Source organism: Legionella dresdenensis, from assembly GCF_042649825.1.
Lineage (GTDB): Bacteria > Pseudomonadota > Gammaproteobacteria > Legionellales > Legionellaceae > Legionella_C > Legionella_C dresdenensis.
On record NZ_JBHSAB010000003.1, the window covers coordinates 11,662 to 30,830 of the forward strand.

Consider the following 19,169-nt stretch of genomic DNA (forward strand, 5'->3'; position numbering starts at 1 on the left):
GTGGGCTACTTTACGGAGTTGAAAGAAGAGCTTGAACGCTATCTTGAACCTGCGCAAATTGACAAATGCTATCAGGCATATATGGTTGCTGAGAAAGCACACAAAGGTCAAATGCGCCGTTCTGGCGAGCCTTATATTACCCATCCTGTTGCTGCGGCATTAATTCTTGCCCGCATGCGCCTTGATTTTCAGACCATTATGGCAACTTTGCTTCATGATGTTGTTGAAGACACGGCAATCAGTAAAGAAGATTTAACCCAGCAATTTGGCGAAGAAGTAACCGCGTTGGTTGATGGAGTAACCAAGCTTACCAAAATCAAGTTTGAATCCCGAGCCGAGGCGCAAGCTGAGAATTTTCGCAAGATGGTTCTTGCGATGGTTAAAGATATTCGGGTCATTATTGTCAAACTGGCTGACCGCTACCATAACATGCGCACCCTTGGCGCCATGCCAGGCGCCAAACGCCGCCGTATCGCGATTGAAACCCTTGAAATTTATGCCCCTATCGCTAACCGTCTGGGGATGCATGCGATTTATGTGGGGCTTGAGGACTTAGGTTTTCAGGCATTATATCCAATGCGCTACCGCGCCATTAGATCCGCTGTGGAAAAATCACGCGGCAACCGCCATGAACTAACTAAAAAAATCGAGCAGGATCTGGAGCAGGCGCTAAACCAGCTTGCTATTCCATACGAGCACGTTTTTGGCCGTCAGAAGCATTTATACAGTATTTATCGCAAAATGCGTCAGAAAAAAGCGTCTTTTGCTGAAATTACCGATGTGTTCGCGTTCAGGGTCATTACTGAAGATATTGATTCCTGCTATCGGGTTATGGGTGCATTGCACCGTACCTACAAGCCGGTTCCTCAGCGCTTTAAGGATTATATCGGTATCCCCAAGGTCAATGGCTACCAATCCTTGCATACCACGTTATTTGGCCCCTTTGGCGTGCCGCTTGAGGTTCAGATCCGAACCCGTGAGATGGACAAGGTGGCTGATAACGGGGTTGCTGCTCACTGGATTTATAAATCCTCAGGCCTGGAAGTTAATGAAGCGCAGCTTCGTGCCCGGGAATGGGTGCAGCGCTTGCTTGAAATGCAGCGCAGTACGGGTAATTCGCTCGAGTTTATTGAAAACGTCAAAATAGATCTGATTCCTGATGAAATTTATGTCTTTTCACCTAAAGGACATATTATGGAGCTGCCCAAAGGGGCGACACCCGTTGATTTTGCCTATACGGTTCATTCTGATGTCGGTAATAGCTGCGTTGCTGCCAAAGTAAACCGGCGTCTGGTTCCGCTTAGCATACCGTTGACCAACGGGCAGACGGTAGAAATTATTACAGCACCCAGTGCCAATCCAAATCCGGCATGGCTGAATTTCGTTGTAACCGGCAAGGCGCGCAGCAATATTCGTCATTTTCTGAAAAGCCAGCAACATGCGGAATCCATTGCTCTGGGCCGGCGTTTGCTGGAGCAGGCGCTGGCCGAGCTTGCAAGCGATTATGCCAAAGTGCCGCCTGAATCGTTGAAAGCTCTGCTTCATGATTTGAATTATAAATCTGCCGATGAATTGCTTTATGCTTTGGGTATCGGCAATCAGATGCCGATGGTAATTGCCAAACGTCTGGTAGTAACGCCTGACAACAATGAGCTTGATAAGGCGGATCAAAGCCGTCCGCTGGCAATTAAGGGAACCGAAGGGATGGTGGTGCATTTCGCCGATTGCTGCCAGCCCATACCGGGCGACAAAATTGTTGGCCGGTTCCAGCAGGGCAGGGGGATTATTGTCCATGCCAGCGATTGTAACCAGATTAACCGCCGTCATAGTAATCCTGAGCAATATGTATCGTTGCGTTGGGATGAGCAGGTTCAGGGTGAATTCTGGGTTGATATTACGGTGGACGTCGCCAATCAGCGCGGCGTGTTAGCTGCGCTTGCAACTGCGATTGCCGAAGCGGATTCGAATATTGGAAATATTAATGTCGATCCACGGGATGGACGCCACAATTCGGTCACGTTTTCGATTAGTGTAAGAGACAGAGTGCATTTGGCGCGGGTAATGCGCCGTTTACGCGCGAATAAAGTTGTATTACGCTTATATCGTAAAAAACAAGGGGAATAATCCATGCAAACAATCAATACGACTTTGGCGCCTGCAGCAATCGGAACTTATAGCCAGGCAGTACGTTGCGGCGACACGGTTTATTTATCAGGCCAGATTCCGCTTGATCCGCAGACCATGCAATTATGCAGCGATGAAATCAGGCTGCAAATCAATCAGGTTTTTGACAATTTAAGCGCGGTTTGCGAAGCGGCAGGCGGCAATCTGGCTAAAATAGTCAAATTGAATGTTTACCTGACTGATTTAAACCATTTTCCTCTGATTAATGAAGCCATGTCGCGATATTTTTCTGAACCCTTTCCGGCTCGGGCGGCAGTTGGCGTTTCGGCTTTACCACGCGGCGCTCAGGTAGAGATCGAAGGCATTATGGTATTAAATCAGGGTGACTGATTATCCAGGCTCTTCAGGCGGACGTTCCATGTATCTTGTGGCCTGGATTTTTTTCTTTGGCCTCATGATGCTGTTTTTTTATTATTATGGCAAGGCTGAAGACGGGCAGTATCAAATTCAACGCGGTTCCCTGACTATTAAGGCCGACAGGCATGGACATTATCGTGTTCCGGGGAATATTAACGGCGTGCCGGTGAAGTTTATGCTTGATACGGGTGCAACGCTGGTGGCGGTTCCGCAGGCGCTGGCTGATCAGCTGGGTTTGCAGTCGCTTTATCCAACTACATTACAAACGGCAAGCGGTAATATAACCGGCTATCTGACCCGATTAAACAGTCTTCGCTTTGCAAACTTTAATTTAACCAATGTCAAAGCGGTGATAATCCCGACTCCTGATAATACCGTCCTGTTGGGTATGAATGTATTGAGCCAGTTTCTTATCTCTCAGGAAGATGGCAAATTGCTGATAAAAAAATAATCTGAAAATTAATAAATATAGAAGTTAAGTTATGAGTATTATTACCTTAAATAATGTCACCCTGAATGTTGCCGGCAATCGATTACTGGATGAGGCGGATTGGCAGATTCAACCTAAGGATCGAATCGCGCTGGTTGGACGTAATGGCGCTGGTAAATCATCCTTATTAAATTTATTGCAGGGAAAACTGGTCGCGGACAGCGGGCAGATCAATAAATTGAGCGGTTTGAAAATCGCCGGTTTAATGCAGGAAGTACCGGTTAACGAGGAAAATGAATCGGTTTATCATTTTCTGGTAAAAGGACTGGGTGAAGCAGGTGAAGTCCTTGCTGAATTTCAGCAATTATCGCAAACTGGTGATACCAAATCATTGGCTCTGTGCCAGCAGAAAATGGATAACCTGCATGCCTGGGATTTACTGCCGCGAGTAGAAATGATGGCAACTCGCCTTGGTATCGATACCCAGGGGCAGATGAAAGGTCTTTCAGGCGGGATGAAGCGGCGGGTATTGCTGGCGGCGGCGCTGATTGCAGCCCCCGATCTGTTATTGCTTGATGAGCCGACTAACCACCTTGATGTTAATGCCATCGAATGGCTTGAATCCTATCTTAAAAATTACCATGGCAGCTTGCTGGTGGTTACCCATGACCGGGAATTCTTAAGTCAGGTAGCCAATTGCATTGTTGAAATTGATCGCGGCAAACTCTATGTCCACAACTGTGATTACGAAAGCTATCTTGATCGCCGTGAAGCAATGCGGGAGGCTGAGCAGCGGCATAATGATTTATTTGATAAAAAACTCAGTGAGGAAGAAGCCTGGATTAGAACCGGGATCAAGGCAAGACGTACCCGTAACGAAGGCCGGGTGCGGGCCTTAAAAGCCATGCGTGAGCAATACAAAGCCCGGCGTAACCAGTTAGGTAAAGTACAGGCCATGTCGCTTGATGTTTCCCGTTCTGGCGCGATGGTAATTGAAGCTGAGAAAATCAGTTACAATGTTCCGGGAAAAAATTTAATTAATGACCTGTCCTTATTAATTACTCGCGGTGATAAGCTGGGTATTATTGGGCCAAATGGTTGCGGTAAAACAACCTTAATCCGCTTATTGTTAGGGGAATTGCAACCTGAATCGGGTACGGTACGGCAGGGAACTGCGCTGGACGTAGCTTATTTTGATCAGTTACGCCGCCAGCTTGATGAGCAGCAAACCGTGATGGCTAATGTAGCCGACGGCGCCGATCACGTGACTATTAATGGCAAGCAAAAACATGTCGCGACTTATCTGCGTGAGTTTTTATTTCCTGCCGAGCGTTTTAATCAAACGGTTGCAACCCTGTCAGGCGGGGAGCGTAATCGCTTATTATTAGCTAAATTATTTGCCAGGCCGGTAAATTTACTGGTATTGGATGAGCCCACTAACGATCTTGATATTGAAACCCTGGAATTATTGGAAACCATGCTGATTGATTACCCTGGAACATTGATTCTCATCAGTCATGATCGGGCGTTTATTAATCAGGTGGTTACCAGTGTGCTAGTTTGGGAAGGGGAAGGACGCTTTAATGAATATGTCGGCGGTTATGAAGATTATCGGGATCAGAAAAAGCAGCAACAGCAGCGCGAAGCGGCAGCTGTAGCGCCAAAACCGATAAAGCGTAATAATAGCCATAAGCTAAGTTTTAATGAGCAGCGCGAGCTTACGCAGTTGCCGCAGAAAATTGAGCAGTTAGAACAAAAGGTTGCTGATTTGCAATTACAGATGGCCCAACCTGATTTTTATCAGCAGGATGCCAAGGCGCTGGCAGCACATAATCGGCAATTACAGGACGATGAACAGGCACTTTCAGCGCTATATCAGCGCTGGGAAGAGCTTGAAGATAAAGGATAAATCTATGCTATATACGTTAGCGCTTTTAGTAGTATTGGCTTCAATTTTTGTATTTTTTTCACAAGAATTTAGCAATATGGCCAAGAAATTGTTTTCAATTTTCTGGATAAGACTGCTGCTGCCCTTAATCCTGGCTTCTATTGTGGTTGCCCGTTATGAGTTATGGATTTTGGTTGGTGCAGTTTATTTAAAAAATATGATTGATAATGCCGTTGCTGTTCTGGCAAGTCTGTTACCGTATCAGTCGGGTTCAGTGGCAACAATTAAAATCCTTTTATTGCTGTTATTGACCTTAGTGCCAGGGTTTGCACTGGATTACTATTCGGTACGCAAAACCTATGTTCCCTATAAGCATACCTGGATAGTCATGGTACTGATCTGGCTATTTGTATTGATATTCCTACTGGTTCCAATACAAAACCCGCTGGTCAGTGAGTTTGCATCTCCCCAAGCATAAATGGGTAATCAAGCCGGCATTGCATCTGGCCGTCAATCAGGTTTTTCTGGTTTGAGTAGCGGCCATACTGCATTGCCTGATAAACCTTGCAAGGCTCAACGCTTGGAAAACAACCGCGGCGATATTGCCAGACCACCCCTTCATTCTGACAAGTCAGCATCCGCCCATCAATACAAATATACTGCGGCCTGCCGGTTTTGGGTTCAGGCGTAACACAGCCGCCTGCAAAAGCCAGCACTGGTAATAATGCAAGAGCAATACCTGTTTTTATTATCATTTTTATAGCCTCATTTGCAATGTTACTTTTTAATTATAGAAGAATTTTGGAAATCCAGGCTAATGAATAAACCAGCGTAAGTTGAGCTGCAAAGCCCAATACTTAGTTTCTACCTGGATAAACTTCAATTACACCGCTATATACATCAGGCGACACGAGCCACAAAGATATTAAAAATATCTCTGATTTTAAGGAAGAGTTAACAATTATTGTTTAAAATAAAGGTATAAGTTCAGTTCGGAGCGGTTGATGACCATCAAAAACAATGAATTATTGCAGATCCTGACCACGATCAATGAAAAAGCAGTCCCTGATGCCGATATTTTGCAGGCGCTGGATGCTCTGTTAGCAGCAGGCAATGACTTGCCTAAATTTCGGGAAGCATTGAAATCTCAAGCGAAGTTCTGGACAAATGCAAAAATTGCCTTGGCTCCTAATGCGGAAGCGATAAAAAATGATGATACTTTTTTAACCGCTGCCGGTAATGGCGAGGCTGATAAAATTGAGTCATTACTTAGAGTGGCTGCCAGACAAAGGGCAATGCTTGCATTAAAAGCGGCAGATGATGCGTATATTATCAATATTATTCAAAAAGACGTGCCCGATGATTTACGTAAATTCTTAATAGATAATACTCCAAAAAGCGGCATTAAAGCTCAAGATATTGGAGGCAACCATACCAGTACTGCTGTAATTGATAATGAATATGCCGAAAATATCAGACGCCAGGCAATTACTCTCCACTTACAAAAAACAATAAATAAGCTGCCGGCAGACCAAAGCAGTTTGGACAAGCTTAATCGTTTGAAAGAGAAAGAAGGTGATCTGTCGGCGAAAATTCAGGCTTTAGGAATTGCCCAACCCATTGCGGACAAGATGGTAACTCCTGTAACTGTGGCAAATGTGAAAGAAGATATTTTGTTGCGTCAGTTTACTATCCGCCTCCCTACATTAATCCAGGGTCGTACGAATGAACAACTTGCTAATAATCTAATTGATTTTGATGCCTTTTTAAATGGGGAAGGTTTTGCTGAACTAACAAATGAAAACAAAAAAAAGGAAGCCAAAGCGCAGCTGGGGAATATATACCTTGAAAGAGCCACTGCTGCAATTAATGACATAAATACCCTTAAAGCCATAGGGCGTGAAAAAAATCTTGTCAATTTACGGGCATCATTCAAGCGGCCTGGTCAGAATGATACGTTTCTGGATGAGGTTTTAACCGAGCGCAATCAAGCAATTGTGCAGAACCGCGCTGCCCAAAGGGCATTGTCGCTTGCTATTGCGGCAACCACAGATATCACGGCATTAAAAGCAATTGCCGGCGCAAAAAACACTCAGATGCTGACACTGGCTTTAAGCAACCATAAAGCGACTGGTTTTGCCGATGCCGAAAACAATGAATTGCGTACCAAAGCGGTGACTGACGCTAACCGGGCTGATATTGTTGCGATAGCGCATGTCCAGTTACATCTTTTGCAAGCCAATGCCGATCAGGCGGCTGCACTGATTGAGCCTGGCACGCCAGAAACACTGAAAGAGCGTTTTGTAGGGCAGTTTCATAATCAGCAAAACCCTTTACCAAACCATATCACCGACGAGCACATTCAAAAATACTTTGCATCACCCAAGAATGTGCTAACGGCGCGCAGGATGGCCTTAATCAGTTTTGCCAGACAAAATCTGAAAAACGTAGCGCCAGAGGCCTTAACGCAGAATCCTGATGCAGCCTGGGTGCAGGCTAACCTCAATAAAAATGCTGCCGGGTTATTTGATGAAAGTTTTACAGCAGAATTCAAAAAGCATATGGCTGCTGCCCAAGCTCTGCAGACGCTCGCCGCTCAACCGGCAACCCCCGCGGGTAATCAGCAACTCATAGCCCACATCAACGGCGATAACCACAATTTGCCTGCCTCTGACAAGCATAAGTTGCAAGCTGAAGTAACAACTATGCTGATTAATAATTGCGAACCGGGAAAATCAGCGTTGGTGCAGGAGCTGGCAACGGCGGGAAATGAAGAAAAATTTAAAGAAACCCTGGGTAAATTCGGGATTAACCAACGAGACTGGGTTAATTCTGCAACCATGGAGCAGGTACAAAAAGCAGCGTGCAGCCGCAGCCTGGAATCCCAGGTTAAGAGTGCATCGCTCGCGCCGGGCGGCCACCAGGAATTATTAAGCGTGTTAAAAAGCAGGGATTTGAGCCAGCAACGCAAAATTCTGGCTGATTCCCGTGCTATTCCTGCTTTAGTGAATGCAAAGTCAGTAACGGAGTTACGTGATATGCTCGGCGTGCCCAGTTCTGAGTTGCGCGGGGTAGAGCGAGAACAGACCAGGCAGCAACTGGTGCAGAAATTTTATAACAGCACGCTTGCTGAAGTACTGGCCACCAATTTGTCGCAAGTCGCATTAAGTGAAGACAAGGTAAAAACCATTAATAACCTGCTGCTTGCCGCTAACGAGATTGATGCCTCATTATTGCAAAGAATACGTGGGGCGCTGGGAGTAAATCCGCAGGATTTTAATGCGGTATTTACTGCCGATATTGTTGAAGAAATGAAGCGGCAGCATCAATTTAATCAGGATCTTTTTACCGCGTACCGTAACCCGGCGGTTGATTCTGTTGATAAAAAAGCAATGGAAGCCTTTTTACTGCTAATACCAAAAAACGATTCTTTCAGCACAGCCTGTCTCACTGCTTTTAAAGACGCCATGCTCGAGAAAAACCGTCAGGATTGTATTGCAAAGATCAATCAAAAGGAGGCGCTGGTCAGGGTGTTGCCAGAGGGTTGGCAAGCTAAATTGACTACTGATTTGTTTAATCAGCTAAAACAGACCAAATCTCAGACTGATTATATTGCCAATTTTTCAACACAACTGGCGGCTGATAAACAAAAATTGCAGACTCTGATCACCGACTATGACAAGTTTGAAACCGTTCACCAACAGATTGTTGAAGAAATTGAGCGTTTAAGCGCTGTCAATGACATGCTTTGGCTTACTCCCGGATTCCAGGGAACCGCTAAAAATAATGCAAACAAGGTGCGCGATCACTTCAAGAGAATTGCGGGTGGGTGTGATCTTATTGTAAATCATTTACAGTATCAGCAGAACTCGCTACAAGGTTTGCTTGCCAGTTTGCCATCAAATCGGTCATCAATTACTGATAAGGAAAATTTAAAGGCGCTGGAAAAACATAAGAAAGAAATTGAAAGCCACTTGGCTGCAGTTGAAGAAAATCTGGCGTTTTACCAGAAAATGCAACGCAAATTATATGGCAATCCTGATAAAACCAATTCACCGCTGGCAAAACACGGAATTCTGAATTTGGTTGAGCAGGCTTATCATAATCGTATGGATGTGACGTTTACCGGCTTTGATTGCACCATTAACGATTATCCAATAGGTGAAAAAGACGCCCATATTGACAAGGCCTGGCAGGGCAAAGTTGTTGATCAAAGCGGCATGACTAACCTTGCGGTTAATAGTTCTGCGGCATCTAAAGGCTACAGTTATGGCGAGCGCAGCCATGTTGCTGACGGATTTTTTCGCGAATACGCGATTAAATGCGCTGATATTCAGGAGCAGAATGAGCCGCCAAAACCCGATGTAGGTTACTTTATTGAAGAGCGTCATGGCGAAGCCAAGGCGAAAACCCAGGACGGAAAAACTCGTTTTGAGCCAAGTGTGACGTTTACTCTGGCTAAATTCCCGGAGTCTAAAGCGGGGCGGGTAAAATATGCCATGGCCGCAGCAACCCAGATTCTTGCTAATCTTGACGGTCCGCCGGGTAAAGATGCAATTGTTTTAGGGGGAAAAAATACAGAGGAAGTAAAATATATCTGGACCGCTTTGATGATCCTGGGTAAGCACACTCCCAATATGCGTTTTGGCGCAGAGGCCATTAAAATATCTGCCGGAACTGGATTTGTTGTAAAAGATGAATATAATTTTGTTGGCAGGTGGTCTGATCAATCGTGTTATAGTAAACATTTTAAAGATAATCCGGATGTTAAAAAATATTGTGAAGGGCTTAAAAACCTGGCGGATGAGAAAAAACGCAGTGAGAAAGGAAAAGATCAGGTTATTGCTGATGCGCAGAATGCGTCAAAAAACATGAAAGATGGCTTGAACGAATTAAAAGGCGTAACCCCTGAGCCGGAAAAACCTACTTTCCGACCCTAAGTTGTATAATTTGCAAATGAAGAAGGCGAGCATGAATAAAAATCGACTGCCAATAGGTGTATTTGACTCAGGGATGGGCGGCCTGACGGTATTACGCCAATTAAAACAAGCGCTGCCTGATGAATCCTTTATTTATCTGGGCGACACCGCGCGTCTGCCTTATGGTACAAAAAGTCCGGAAACTGTTCAGCAATATGCATCGCAAATGGCCAGAGCACTGGTTGAACGCCGGATAAAGGCGCTGGTTATTGCCTGTAATACAGCAACAACCGCTGCTTTGCCTCACTTACAGGCTATGCTGCCTGATATTCCGGTGCTTGGGGTAGTAAAGCCTGGCGCAGCAGCTGTAGTAGCAGCCACCAGAAATCGGCGTATTGCGGTGCTTGCGACTGAAACAACGATTGCCTCACAGGCTTATCATCGGTTAATTACAGAGCAATTGCCGGATGCCGTGATTAATGCCAAAGCCTGTAGTGTACTGGTTGCCTTGGCTGAAGAGGGCATGGTTAGCAACCAGGTTGCCCGTGAAGCCTTGTCACATTACCTCACCGGCTTGACCGAAGAAGACACTTTGCTGCTAGGATGTACCCATTTCCCCGTTTTCAGACCGTTGTTAACTCAACTCCTGCCTGCTCGCGTGACTATTGTTGATTCTGCCGAAGCAACTGCTTCTGCGCTTTATAAAGTATTAGATAAAGAAAGATTGGCAACCGATTTATCCGGAAAATCTACCATTCATTATCTGGTAACCGATTCGATTGCAAGATTTCAGAAAGTTGGCGAAATATTTTTAGGCGAAGCGTTAAGCGAGGATAGTATTGAATTGATTGATGCCTGAATGGTTTCAATGTCTACATGCCACGGCTCCTGACATTAAGTTAAAGATACTGTCACCCCTTCGCGGGATGACAAATTTTCATAACTTGCATGAATTTTACTCTTCCATAATCGCTATTTTTTTCTTCCGGGCAGACTGATAGCGTGCCTGTTTTTCGACATCAATATAACGATCGGTTGTTGCGCTTGAGCTGTGGCCAGCATCATCCCGCACATGCTCGCGCGGCCTTATTTTGACATCTTCTGAAATGCCGGTATGACGTAACCAGTGGACAGTCGCAGCGCTTAAGCCATCTGCTTCTTCAGGATGATTTTGCTGGCGTAAATAATCCGCTCCCAAATCAAAACAACGTTGAATCAACCGGCGTAACGGCGCGGTATCAGCCATAGGACCATTACCTTTGATTTTGGGAATTAGCGGCGAATTATCAGCTGCAGTGGGTAGGGGACTTAAGCCCAGAAAGAGACGCCAGCGGGTAAGGCTTTTGAGCATTGCTTCGCTGACTGCGACTTGCCTCTCCTTGTTACCCTTGCCAACCGTAGTAAACCACCAGAAGCCGCTGCTGTCGCGTGAAAAATCATTCATAGTTGGAATCCAGCGGTCGCTGGCGGCAAGTTCTGATATTCGCAGATACATTCCATAAAGCATGCTTAAAATAAATAAAGTCCGCTCATGCATTTCAGGATTTTCTACTGCCAATACCTCCGCAGCATGCAATACCGCCTGCCATTGCAAGACACTTAATCGCCTGACAGGGGCCGCCTGCTGTTTTTTGCGGACGAACTTACTCTTTTGCCGAATCAGCGCCACCGGATTGGAATATAGGTACTCTTCGGCGATTAAAAAATTAAAAAGCGTACTTAAAATGGCGAAAATCTCCTGAATAGCGCCTTGCGATAGAGCAAATTGCTCCAGAGTCGGGGTATTGCCCTGTTTGCGCGAGATTTTGCTGATAGTAACTACAAATGGACGCCATTCAACATTGGGTTGGCGCAAACCGTCTTTCTCAATAAAACGAGGCACTTTTTTAAGGCTTATCCAGCTAGCGGGCGGATTTTGGCAAAAACGGATATATTGCTCAATATCGTCGCGCTTGAGTTCTTTCAGTTCAGCCTTGCGGATATGCCAGCACCATTGCAGCAGCCTTTCAGCTTCCCGCCGGTAGCTGTTAAAAGTACCCTCGCTGCCGCAATAACTTTTTAGAAAGGAGAGCGTCCGGGTGAAGTCTTCCCGGTACAGAGCATCAGGCAGTACCGCATATAAATGATTATTATGCAGATTATCCAGATTATCAAAAAGGGGCAGCAATGCGGTTTTCATAAGAGGATACTATCCTGGAAAGTTATTTTTTTTACAATTTAACAAAATATAAAATAAATTTCATTTTATATCTTGACCTTCGCACATTCTCTGAGTATCATTTGCGCTCTGTCCTAGGACGGGTTTTCGGGGTGTAGCGCAGTCTGGTAGCGCGCCTGCTTTGGGAGCAGGATGTCGGGGGTTCGAATCCCTCCACCCCGACCAGTTTATTGCGCCCGTAGCTCATCTGGATAGAGCATCGGCCTTCTAAGCCGAGGGTAGCAGGTTCGAATCCTGCCGGGCGTGCCAACGTTTGTGCAGATTTTCCTGTTTTAGTATGGTGGACGTAGCTCAGTTGGTAGAGCCCCGGGTTGTGATCCCGGTTGTCGTGGGTTCGAATCCCATCGTTCACCCCAGTTTTTATAATCTTCTTTTAAAAATAACGTAACAGATTCATTCTGAGTCTTTACAATACAGGCATACTGTTTGATAATTCCACCCTGTTTGCGAAAGTGGCGGAACTGGTAGACGCGCTGGATTTAGGTTCCAGTGGGGTAACCTGTGAGAGTTCGAGTCTCTCCTTTCGCACCATTTCATCACAATATCTTAGAGGTGACTAGATGCAAGTTTCTGTTGAAACCCTTAACGGTTTGGAGCGTAAAGTAACAGTTTCAGTACCTACTGAAAAAGTTGAAGAGGAAGTAAGTGTTCGCTTGCGCAACCTCGCCAAGAAAGTAAAAATGGATGGCTACCGTCCGGGTAAAGCGCCTATGGCTCGAGTACAAAGCAAATATTCTGACAGTGTCCGTCTGGATGTTGCCCGTGAAATGGTGCAGCCATCATTATTCCAGGCTCTGGAAGAAAAAAAATTAAGCCCTGCCGGTTACCCCTCTGTTGAAATTGATACGCTTGAAGAAGGTAAAGATTTTACATTCACTGCTTTATTTGAAGTGCTGCCCGAAATCAAAATTAAAGAGCTGGACGGCGATAAAATTGAAGTTATCCGTGCGGAAGTAAAAGACAGCGATGTGGATAGCATGCTCGACAAATTACGTGAGCAAAATAAAGAGTGGCATGAAGTGTCGCGCGCTATCAAAGACGGTGATAAAGCCATTATTGATTTTGAAGGCTTTATAGACGGTGAAGCATTTGCCGGCGGAAAAGCAAATGATTTTGAGATTGTTATTGGCTCAAATTCAATGATTCCTGGTTTTGAAAGCGGTCTTATCGGCGCCGAGAAAGACAAACCATTGGAAATCAATGTGAAATTCCCTGAAAACTATGGTCACGAGCCGCTTGCAGGGAAAGACGCAACGTTCAAAATTACTGTCCATAAAGTTCAGGAAGGCCGTTTACCTGAATTAAATGAAGCGTTTTCTGAAAAATTTAATATCACAGAGGGCGGTGTTGACGCGCTGAAAAAAGATATCAGAGAAAATATGGCCCGTGAACTTGATCGCCGTGTCGGCACAATGAACCGCGAACGTATTTTTGACAAATTACTGGCTGCTAATCCGTTTGATCTGCCTGCTACACTGGTTGATCAGGAAATTGAGCACCTGAAACATGAAATGTATCATCGCCTGTTCGGTCATGCGCATCATGACAATGAGCAAATTCCTGATTTTCCACGTGAGCTGTTTGAAGACAAAGCCAAACGCCGTGTTCACCTGGGCTTACTGGTTAACGAATATGTCACTATGCATGAGTTAAAAGCCGATAAAGCGCGTGTTGAAGCAATGATTGAAAAATTTGCCAGTGCGTATGAAAATCCAGATGAATTGCGTAACTGGTATAAAAACAGCAAGGAACATTATGCTGAAATTGAAGCCCTGGTTATGGAAGAAATAGTGGCTGAAAAAATCAGTGAAAGTGCTAAACTTGTTGAGAAAGATACAAGTTATGATGATGTAATGAACCCCAAACAGGATAAACAAGATCAAGGAGAATAATAATGGGGGATTCTGAGAACATAATAAGAAATGCCAGCGGCCTTGTGCCGATGGTAATTGAGCAGACCTCTCGCGGTGAACGCTCTTATGATATTTACTCACGTTTGCTGAAAGACAGAATTATCTTTTTGCTGGGTGAAGTTGAAGATCATATGGCTAACCTGGTTGTCGCCCAGTTGCTGTTTCTTGAATCAGAAAATCCGGAAAAGGATATCTACCTGTACATCAACTCACCGGGTGGTGTTGTGACTGCAGGTTTGGCTATTTATGATACGATCCAGTTTATCAAGCCAGACGTCAGCACATTGTGTATAGGTCAGGCAGCGAGTGCGGCTGCGTTATTATTATGCGCGGGAGCAGAAGGCAAGCGCTTTTGTCTGCCGAATTCCCGGGTAATGATTCATCAGCCATTGGGTGGATACCGTGGTCAGGCAACTGATATTGAAATCCATGCCCGCGAAACATTGCTGATTCGTGAGCGTTTGAACAGTATCATGGCTAACCACACAGGAAAAACACCCGAGCAGATTATGCGGGATACAGAGCGGGATAACTTTATGAGCGCTACTCAGGCTATGGAATATGGCTTGATCGATAAAGTGTTGTATGATCGTGATTCTGTTTAGTTAGACGAAGCATACCCTGCTGCAGCAGGGTATGCTATACCAGTTTCTGGCGATTTTGATGTAAGACATCAGTTGAGAAAGGGGTTTGTAGATGAGTAAAACCGGCAAAGGCGATGGTGAAAAAGTTTTATATTGTTCATTTTGTGGTAAAAGCCAGCATGAGGTAAAAAAGCTGATTGCAGGACCCTCCGTTTTTGTTTGTGATGAGTGTGTTGAGTTATGTAATGACATTATTCGTGAGGAAAGCCACGAGACACCAGAGCAAGCTGAAACCCATTTACCTACTCCAAAAGAAATAGCTCAATTTCTTGATGAATATGTAATTGGCCAACCGCATGCCAAAAAAGTGCTGGCTGTTGCAGTATATAACCATTATAAGCGGCTGCACCGTAAAACCGAGAATGGCGTAGAGCTTGGTAAAAGTAATATTCTGCTGATTGGACCGACTGGAAGTGGTAAAACACTACTGGCTCAGACATTGGCTAGATTGCTGAATGTTCCATTTACGATGGCTGACGCGACAACATTAACCGAAGCAGGTTATGTGGGCGAAGACGTCGAAAACATCATTCAGAAACTGTTGCAGAAATGTGATTATGATGTGGATCGCGCTCAGCAAGGTATCGTTTATATTGACGAAATCGACAAGATTTCCCGAAAATCCGATAATCCTTCCATTACCCGCGATGTATCAGGCGAAGGGGTACAACAGGCCCTGCTGAAATTAATTGAAGGCACAGTTGCTTCGGTTCCGCCGCAAGGTGGACGAAAACATCCGCAACAGGAATTTCTGCAAGTGGATACCTCAAATATTCTGTTTATTTGCGGCGGCGCGTTCGCCGGGCTTGAAAAGATTATCCAGGGCCGCAGCGATAAATCCGGAATTGGTTTCTCAGCACAACTGAAAAATCAAAAAGACAGCAAAATCAGTGAAAAGGTTCTGGAGTCTCTGGAATCAGAGGATCTGGTCAAATACGGTCTGATCCCTGAGTTTGTCGGTCGGCTTCCAGTGGTAACCACGCTTAAAGAACTGGATGAAGACGCATTGGTCGATATATTGACTACACCTAAAAATGCGCTTACCAGACAGTTTCAAGCCTTATTCAAGATGGAAAATGTCGAGCTGGAATTCCGAGAAGACGCATTACGGCAAATTGCCAAAAAAGCGATGGAAAGAAAGATCGGCGCGCGTGGTTTACGGGCAATACTTGAAAACACATTGCTGGATACAATGTATGAACTCCCCTCACTGGAAGGCGTAAGCAAGGTTGTGATTGATGAGGCGGCTATAAACGGTAGCGGTAAACCCATACTGATTTACGAAGTCGATGACAAACAATCTGCTGCCAGCGGCGAGTAGCTAGCAATTCTACCTATGTGCCGCGGCTTGTCCGCGGCATTCATTTACTCGGGTCTAACTTCGTTTTACCCAGGCTGCAATAAATTTTTAACCCTCTTGAAATCCTTAAATTCCAACAACATATTGCTATAGATAATCGAATCCATAGACTAAAAATAGCATTTTCAAGTTTATTGGGTATATACTGGTTATAATCAATTTCAAAAATACAACTTTCTGTATAATTTGAAAATGTTACTTGGTTACCGTCTGGATTAAGGACTCATTATGTCTCATGAAAAAGAATATATTCCATCTGAAGGCGACTTTGCTGCAGTTTTGCCGGTTCTTCCACTGCGGGATGTTGTTGTATACCCACATATGGTGATTCCCCTGTTTGTAGGGCGCGAAAAGTCAATTAAGGCGCTTGAAGCCGCAATGATTGATAATAAACAGATTTTCCTGGTATCCCAGCGTAAATCATCTAATGATGACCCTGCGGCGCAGGATGTGTTTACTGTAGGTACTGTTTCCAGCGTATTGCAAATGCTTAAACTGCCGGATGGTACGGTTAAGGTTCTCGTAGAAGGGGAGAAGAGGGCGCGGGTAACTTCCTATTCCCAGGAAAAAGGATTTTTAGAAGCGACCCTTGAAGAAATGGATGAAACCAACTCTGCCTTGAAATCGCAGGAAGTTGATATACTGATGCGCTCGCTGATGTCGCAGTTTGAACAGTACATCAAATTAAACAAAAAAATTCCGCCTGAGGTCCTTAGCTCGTTAGCTGGTATTGAAGAGCCGGGCCGTTTGGCTGATACCATTGCAGCGCATTTAACGCTCAAGGTCGATGACAAACAGGATTTGCTTGAAATTTCTGATGTTGGCACCCGACTCGAACGTTTAATGGCGGCTATCGAAGGTGAAATTGACTTGCTTCACGTTGAAAAACGCGTGCGCGGACGAGTTAAACGCCAAATGGAGAAAAGCCAGCGCGAGTATTACCTCAATGAGCAAATGAAGGCTATCCAGAAAGAACTTGGCGACATGAGCGAAGAGGGCAACGAAATTGAGCAAATGGAAAAATCCATCATCAAAGCCGGGATGCCCAAAGAAGCTAAAGAAAAGGCGATGTCTGAACTGCAAAAACTGAAAATGATGTCGCCTATGTCAGCGGAAGCAACGGTAATCCGTAACTACCTTGATTGGATGCTCAGTGTGCCCTGGAAAAAGAAAACCAAAATTCAGTTTGATTTAACCAAGGCTGAAAAATTACTTGATAAAGAACATTATGGTCTGGAAAAGGTAAAAGAACGCATTACCGAATACCTTGCTGTACAGCAACGGGTAAAACGCATGAAAGGCCCTATCTTGTGTCTGGTTGGCCCTCCAGGGGTAGGTAAAACCTCATTAGGCCAGTCTATCGCCAATGCCACCGGCAGGACATTTATCCGTATCGCGTTAGGCGGCGTGCGTGATGAAGCAGAAATCAGAGGCCACAGACGTACCTATATAGGCTCCATGCCTGGTAAAATCATTCAAAAACTTTGCAAGGCAGGTGTAAAAAATCCATTAATCATGCTTGATGAAGTGGACAAGATGGCGATGGATTTCCGCGGCGACCCGGCAGCGGCATTGCTGGAGGTATTAGATCCCGAACAAAACCATACATTTAGCGATCACTACCTTGAAGTCGATTACGATTTAAGCGATGTCATGTTTATCGCTACGGCCAACTCACTGGAAATTCCGGCGCCGTTACTGGACCGGATGGAAATAATCCGTCTTGCCGGTTATACCGAAGACGAAAAAGTGCATATTGCCGAAAGCTATCTGATTCCGAAACAAACTGCTCTTAATGGCCTGAAGCCGGAAGAAATTAACATTAGCGAAGGCGCTGTTCATGAGATAATTCGGCATTACACCCGCGAGGCAGGCGTTCGTAATCTTGAACGTGATATTGCAGGTATTTGCCGCAAAGTAGTCAAGGATATCCTGACTAGCAAGAAAACAAATAAAATTACGGTTACCCGTTCCAATATTGAAAAGTACCTGGGTGTGAAAAAATTCCGCTATGGCCTGGCTGAACAATTTGACCAAATAGGTCAAGTAACCGGCTTGGCCTGGACAAGCGTAGGCGGTGAATTGCTTACGATTGAGGCGACAGCAATGCCTGGTAAAGGTAAAACGATCCATACTGGCCAATTGGGTGAAGTCATGCAGGAGTCAATCCATGCTGCTATGACTGTAGTTCGCAGCAGGGCTAAAAGTCTCGGCTTGCCTGACGATTTTTATGACAAACATGAATTCCATATCCATGTTCCTGAAGGCGCTACGCCGAAAGATGGCCCCAGCGCTGGTATAGGCATGTGTACAGCACTGGTTTCTGTAGTGACCAAAATTCCAGTGCGTGCAGATGTTGCAATGACTGGGGAAATTACTTTAAGAGGCCAGGTACTGCCGATTGGCGGCTTGAAGGAAAAACTTTTAGCGGCACATCGCGGCGGTATTAAGCACGTTATTATTCCGGAAGAGAACGAAAAAGATCTCGATGAAATTCCAGATAACGTGCTCAGAAAGCTAAAAGTCCATCCGGTAAAGACAATTGAGCAGGTTTTGGAACTGGCTTTACAGCGTAGTCCCATTACTCAAGTCATTGATTCTGAACAAAAACCTGAAAAAAGTATAAAAAGTTCGAAAAAAAATAAAAATAATGATTTACATGCACATTAATACCGGGTATATTTCACACCGTTGCCCGCTACTGGCGGGCGATTCAAGGATGTGACTGCTTGACTGGGGTTGTAAAGTTTGATTTAATCGGCCTCATAAAAAGGATGAATAACTGGATAGGGGACAAGATGAATAAAAGTGAATTAGTCGATGCAATTGCAAGTGGTTCAGGTATAACAAAGGCTGAAGCTAGTCGTGTGATTGGGGTCTTTACACAGGCTATTACTGATGCGTTAAAAAATGGCGATCAAGTTGTTTTACCTGGTTTTGGATCTTTTTCTACCGGTAACCGTTCTGCTAGAACCGGAAGAAACCCACAAACTGGCAAGACAATTCAGATTAAAGCGTCACGAGTTGCTAAGTTCAAAGCTGGCAAATCGCTTAAAGAAGCTGTTCAGGAAGCGTAAGTTTTCGGGTGCTTAGCTCAGCTGGGAGAGCATCGCCCTTACAAGGCGAGGGTCGTAGGTTCGATCCCTACAGCACCCACCAAAATTGGAGTGGTAGTTCAGTTGGTCAGAATACCGGCCTGTCACGCCGGGGGTCGCGGGTTCGAGCCCCGTCCACTCCGCCAAATTAGCGCGCCTAA

14 protein-coding genes and 6 tRNA genes are annotated in these 19,169 nt (G+C 45.1%); 18 read left to right on the top strand and 2 right to left on the bottom strand.

What is annotated here, in order from left to right; all coding sequences use genetic code 11:
* Genes spoT through ACFORL_RS03470 form a run of 5 tightly spaced genes read left to right on the top strand, consistent with a single transcriptional unit; the run spans position 1 to position 5,337 of the window.
* Positions 1-2,124 (top strand): bifunctional GTP diphosphokinase/guanosine-3',5'-bis pyrophosphate 3'-pyrophosphohydrolase, encoded by a 2,124-nt coding sequence (gene spoT, locus ACFORL_RS03450; protein ID WP_382341148.1) that lies wholly within the window; start codon positions 1-3, stop codon positions 2,122-2,124.
* Between the two features lie 3 nt (positions 2,125-2,127).
* Positions 2,128-2,514 carry a RidA family protein gene (locus tag ACFORL_RS03455; protein ID WP_382341150.1) on the top strand — a complete coding sequence of 129 codons (387 nt, stop codon included), beginning with the start codon at positions 2,128-2,130 and terminating at the stop codon, positions 2,512-2,514.
* On the top strand, positions 2,507-2,992 hold the full coding sequence (locus ACFORL_RS03460) for a retropepsin-like aspartic protease family protein (protein ID WP_382341152.1): 486 nt from the start codon (positions 2,507-2,509) through the stop codon (positions 2,990-2,992). The genes ACFORL_RS03455 and ACFORL_RS03460 overlap by 8 nt, the downstream gene beginning before the upstream one ends.
* Before the next feature lie 31 nt (positions 2,993-3,023).
* Positions 3,024-4,880 (top strand): ATP-binding cassette domain-containing protein, encoded by a 1,857-nt coding sequence (locus tag ACFORL_RS03465; protein ID WP_382341154.1) that lies wholly within the window; start codon positions 3,024-3,026, stop codon positions 4,878-4,880.
* 4 nt (positions 4,881-4,884) lie between these two features.
* Entirely contained in the window at positions 4,885-5,337 is a 453-nt protein-coding gene (locus tag ACFORL_RS03470) for a hypothetical protein (protein ID WP_382341155.1), read from the top strand.
* Here ACFORL_RS03470 and ACFORL_RS03475 read toward each other — a convergent pair.
* Positions 5,309-5,614, bottom strand: coding sequence for a hypothetical protein (locus tag ACFORL_RS03475; protein ID WP_382341157.1), 306 nt, complete (start codon positions 5,612-5,614; stop codon positions 5,309-5,311). The two genes, ACFORL_RS03470 and ACFORL_RS03475, sit on opposite strands and share 29 nt — an antisense overlap.
* Before the next feature lie 249 nt (positions 5,615-5,863).
* Between ACFORL_RS03475 and ACFORL_RS03480 the strand changes: the two genes are divergently transcribed.
* On the top strand, positions 5,864-9,799 hold the full coding sequence (locus tag ACFORL_RS03480) for a hypothetical protein (protein ID WP_382341159.1): 3,936 nt from the start codon (positions 5,864-5,866) through the stop codon (positions 9,797-9,799).
* Positions 9,800-9,830: 31 nt separating this feature from the next.
* Positions 9,831-10,637: a glutamate racemase gene (gene murI, locus ACFORL_RS03485; RefSeq protein ID WP_382341161.1), complete on the top strand. Its 807-nt coding sequence runs from the start codon at positions 9,831-9,833 to the stop codon at positions 10,635-10,637.
* Positions 10,638-10,733: 96 nt separating this feature from the next.
* On the opposite strand, the gene ACFORL_RS03490 is transcribed toward murI, so the two are convergent.
* The gene (locus ACFORL_RS03490; protein ID WP_382341163.1) at positions 10,734-11,957 is read right to left on the bottom strand and encodes a tyrosine-type recombinase/integrase; all 1,224 of its coding nucleotides are present in this window, start codon (positions 11,955-11,957) and stop codon (positions 10,734-10,736) included.
* 127 nt (positions 11,958-12,084) lie between these two features.
* Here ACFORL_RS03490 and ACFORL_RS03495 point away from each other — a divergent pair.
* The 11 genes from ACFORL_RS03495 (at position 12,085) to ACFORL_RS03545 (ending at position 19,154) form a co-directional block, all read left to right on the top strand.
* A tRNA-Pro gene (locus ACFORL_RS03495) sits at positions 12,085-12,161 on the top strand.
* Positions 12,162-12,168: 7 nt separating this feature from the next.
* Positions 12,169-12,245 (top strand) — tRNA-Arg (locus ACFORL_RS03500).
* 31 nt (positions 12,246-12,276) lie between these two features.
* Positions 12,277-12,352 (top strand) — tRNA-His (locus ACFORL_RS03505).
* 90 nt (positions 12,353-12,442) lie between these two features.
* Positions 12,443-12,527: transfer RNA gene (locus tag ACFORL_RS03510), tRNA-Leu, on the top strand.
* Between the two features lie 29 nt (positions 12,528-12,556).
* A complete protein-coding gene (gene tig, locus ACFORL_RS03515) occupies positions 12,557-13,888 on the top strand; it encodes a trigger factor (protein WP_382341165.1) in 1,332 nt (443 codons plus the stop codon).
* A 2-nt stretch (positions 13,889-13,890) separates the two neighbouring features.
* Positions 13,891-14,514, top strand: coding sequence for an ATP-dependent Clp endopeptidase proteolytic subunit ClpP (clpP, locus tag ACFORL_RS03520; RefSeq protein WP_382341167.1), 624 nt, complete (start codon positions 13,891-13,893; stop codon positions 14,512-14,514).
* 91 nt (positions 14,515-14,605) lie between these two features.
* Positions 14,606-15,874, top strand: coding sequence for an ATP-dependent Clp protease ATP-binding subunit ClpX (gene clpX, locus ACFORL_RS03525; RefSeq protein ID WP_382341169.1), 1,269 nt, complete (start codon positions 14,606-14,608; stop codon positions 15,872-15,874).
* A 267-nt stretch (positions 15,875-16,141) separates the two neighbouring features.
* Positions 16,142-18,583, top strand: a complete 2,442-nt coding sequence (gene lon / locus ACFORL_RS03530) for an endopeptidase La (RefSeq protein ID WP_382341171.1) — start codon at positions 16,142-16,144, stop codon at positions 18,581-18,583.
* Between the two features lie 128 nt (positions 18,584-18,711).
* The gene (locus ACFORL_RS03535; RefSeq protein WP_382341173.1) at positions 18,712-18,990 is read left to right on the top strand and encodes an HU family DNA-binding protein; all 279 of its coding nucleotides are present in this window, start codon (positions 18,712-18,714) and stop codon (positions 18,988-18,990) included.
* 6 nt (positions 18,991-18,996) lie between these two features.
* Positions 18,997-19,072: transfer RNA gene (locus tag ACFORL_RS03540), tRNA-Val, on the top strand.
* 5 nt (positions 19,073-19,077) lie between these two features.
* Positions 19,078-19,154: transfer RNA gene (locus ACFORL_RS03545), tRNA-Asp, on the top strand.
* The last annotated feature ends 15 nt before the right edge of the window (positions 19,155-19,169 follow it).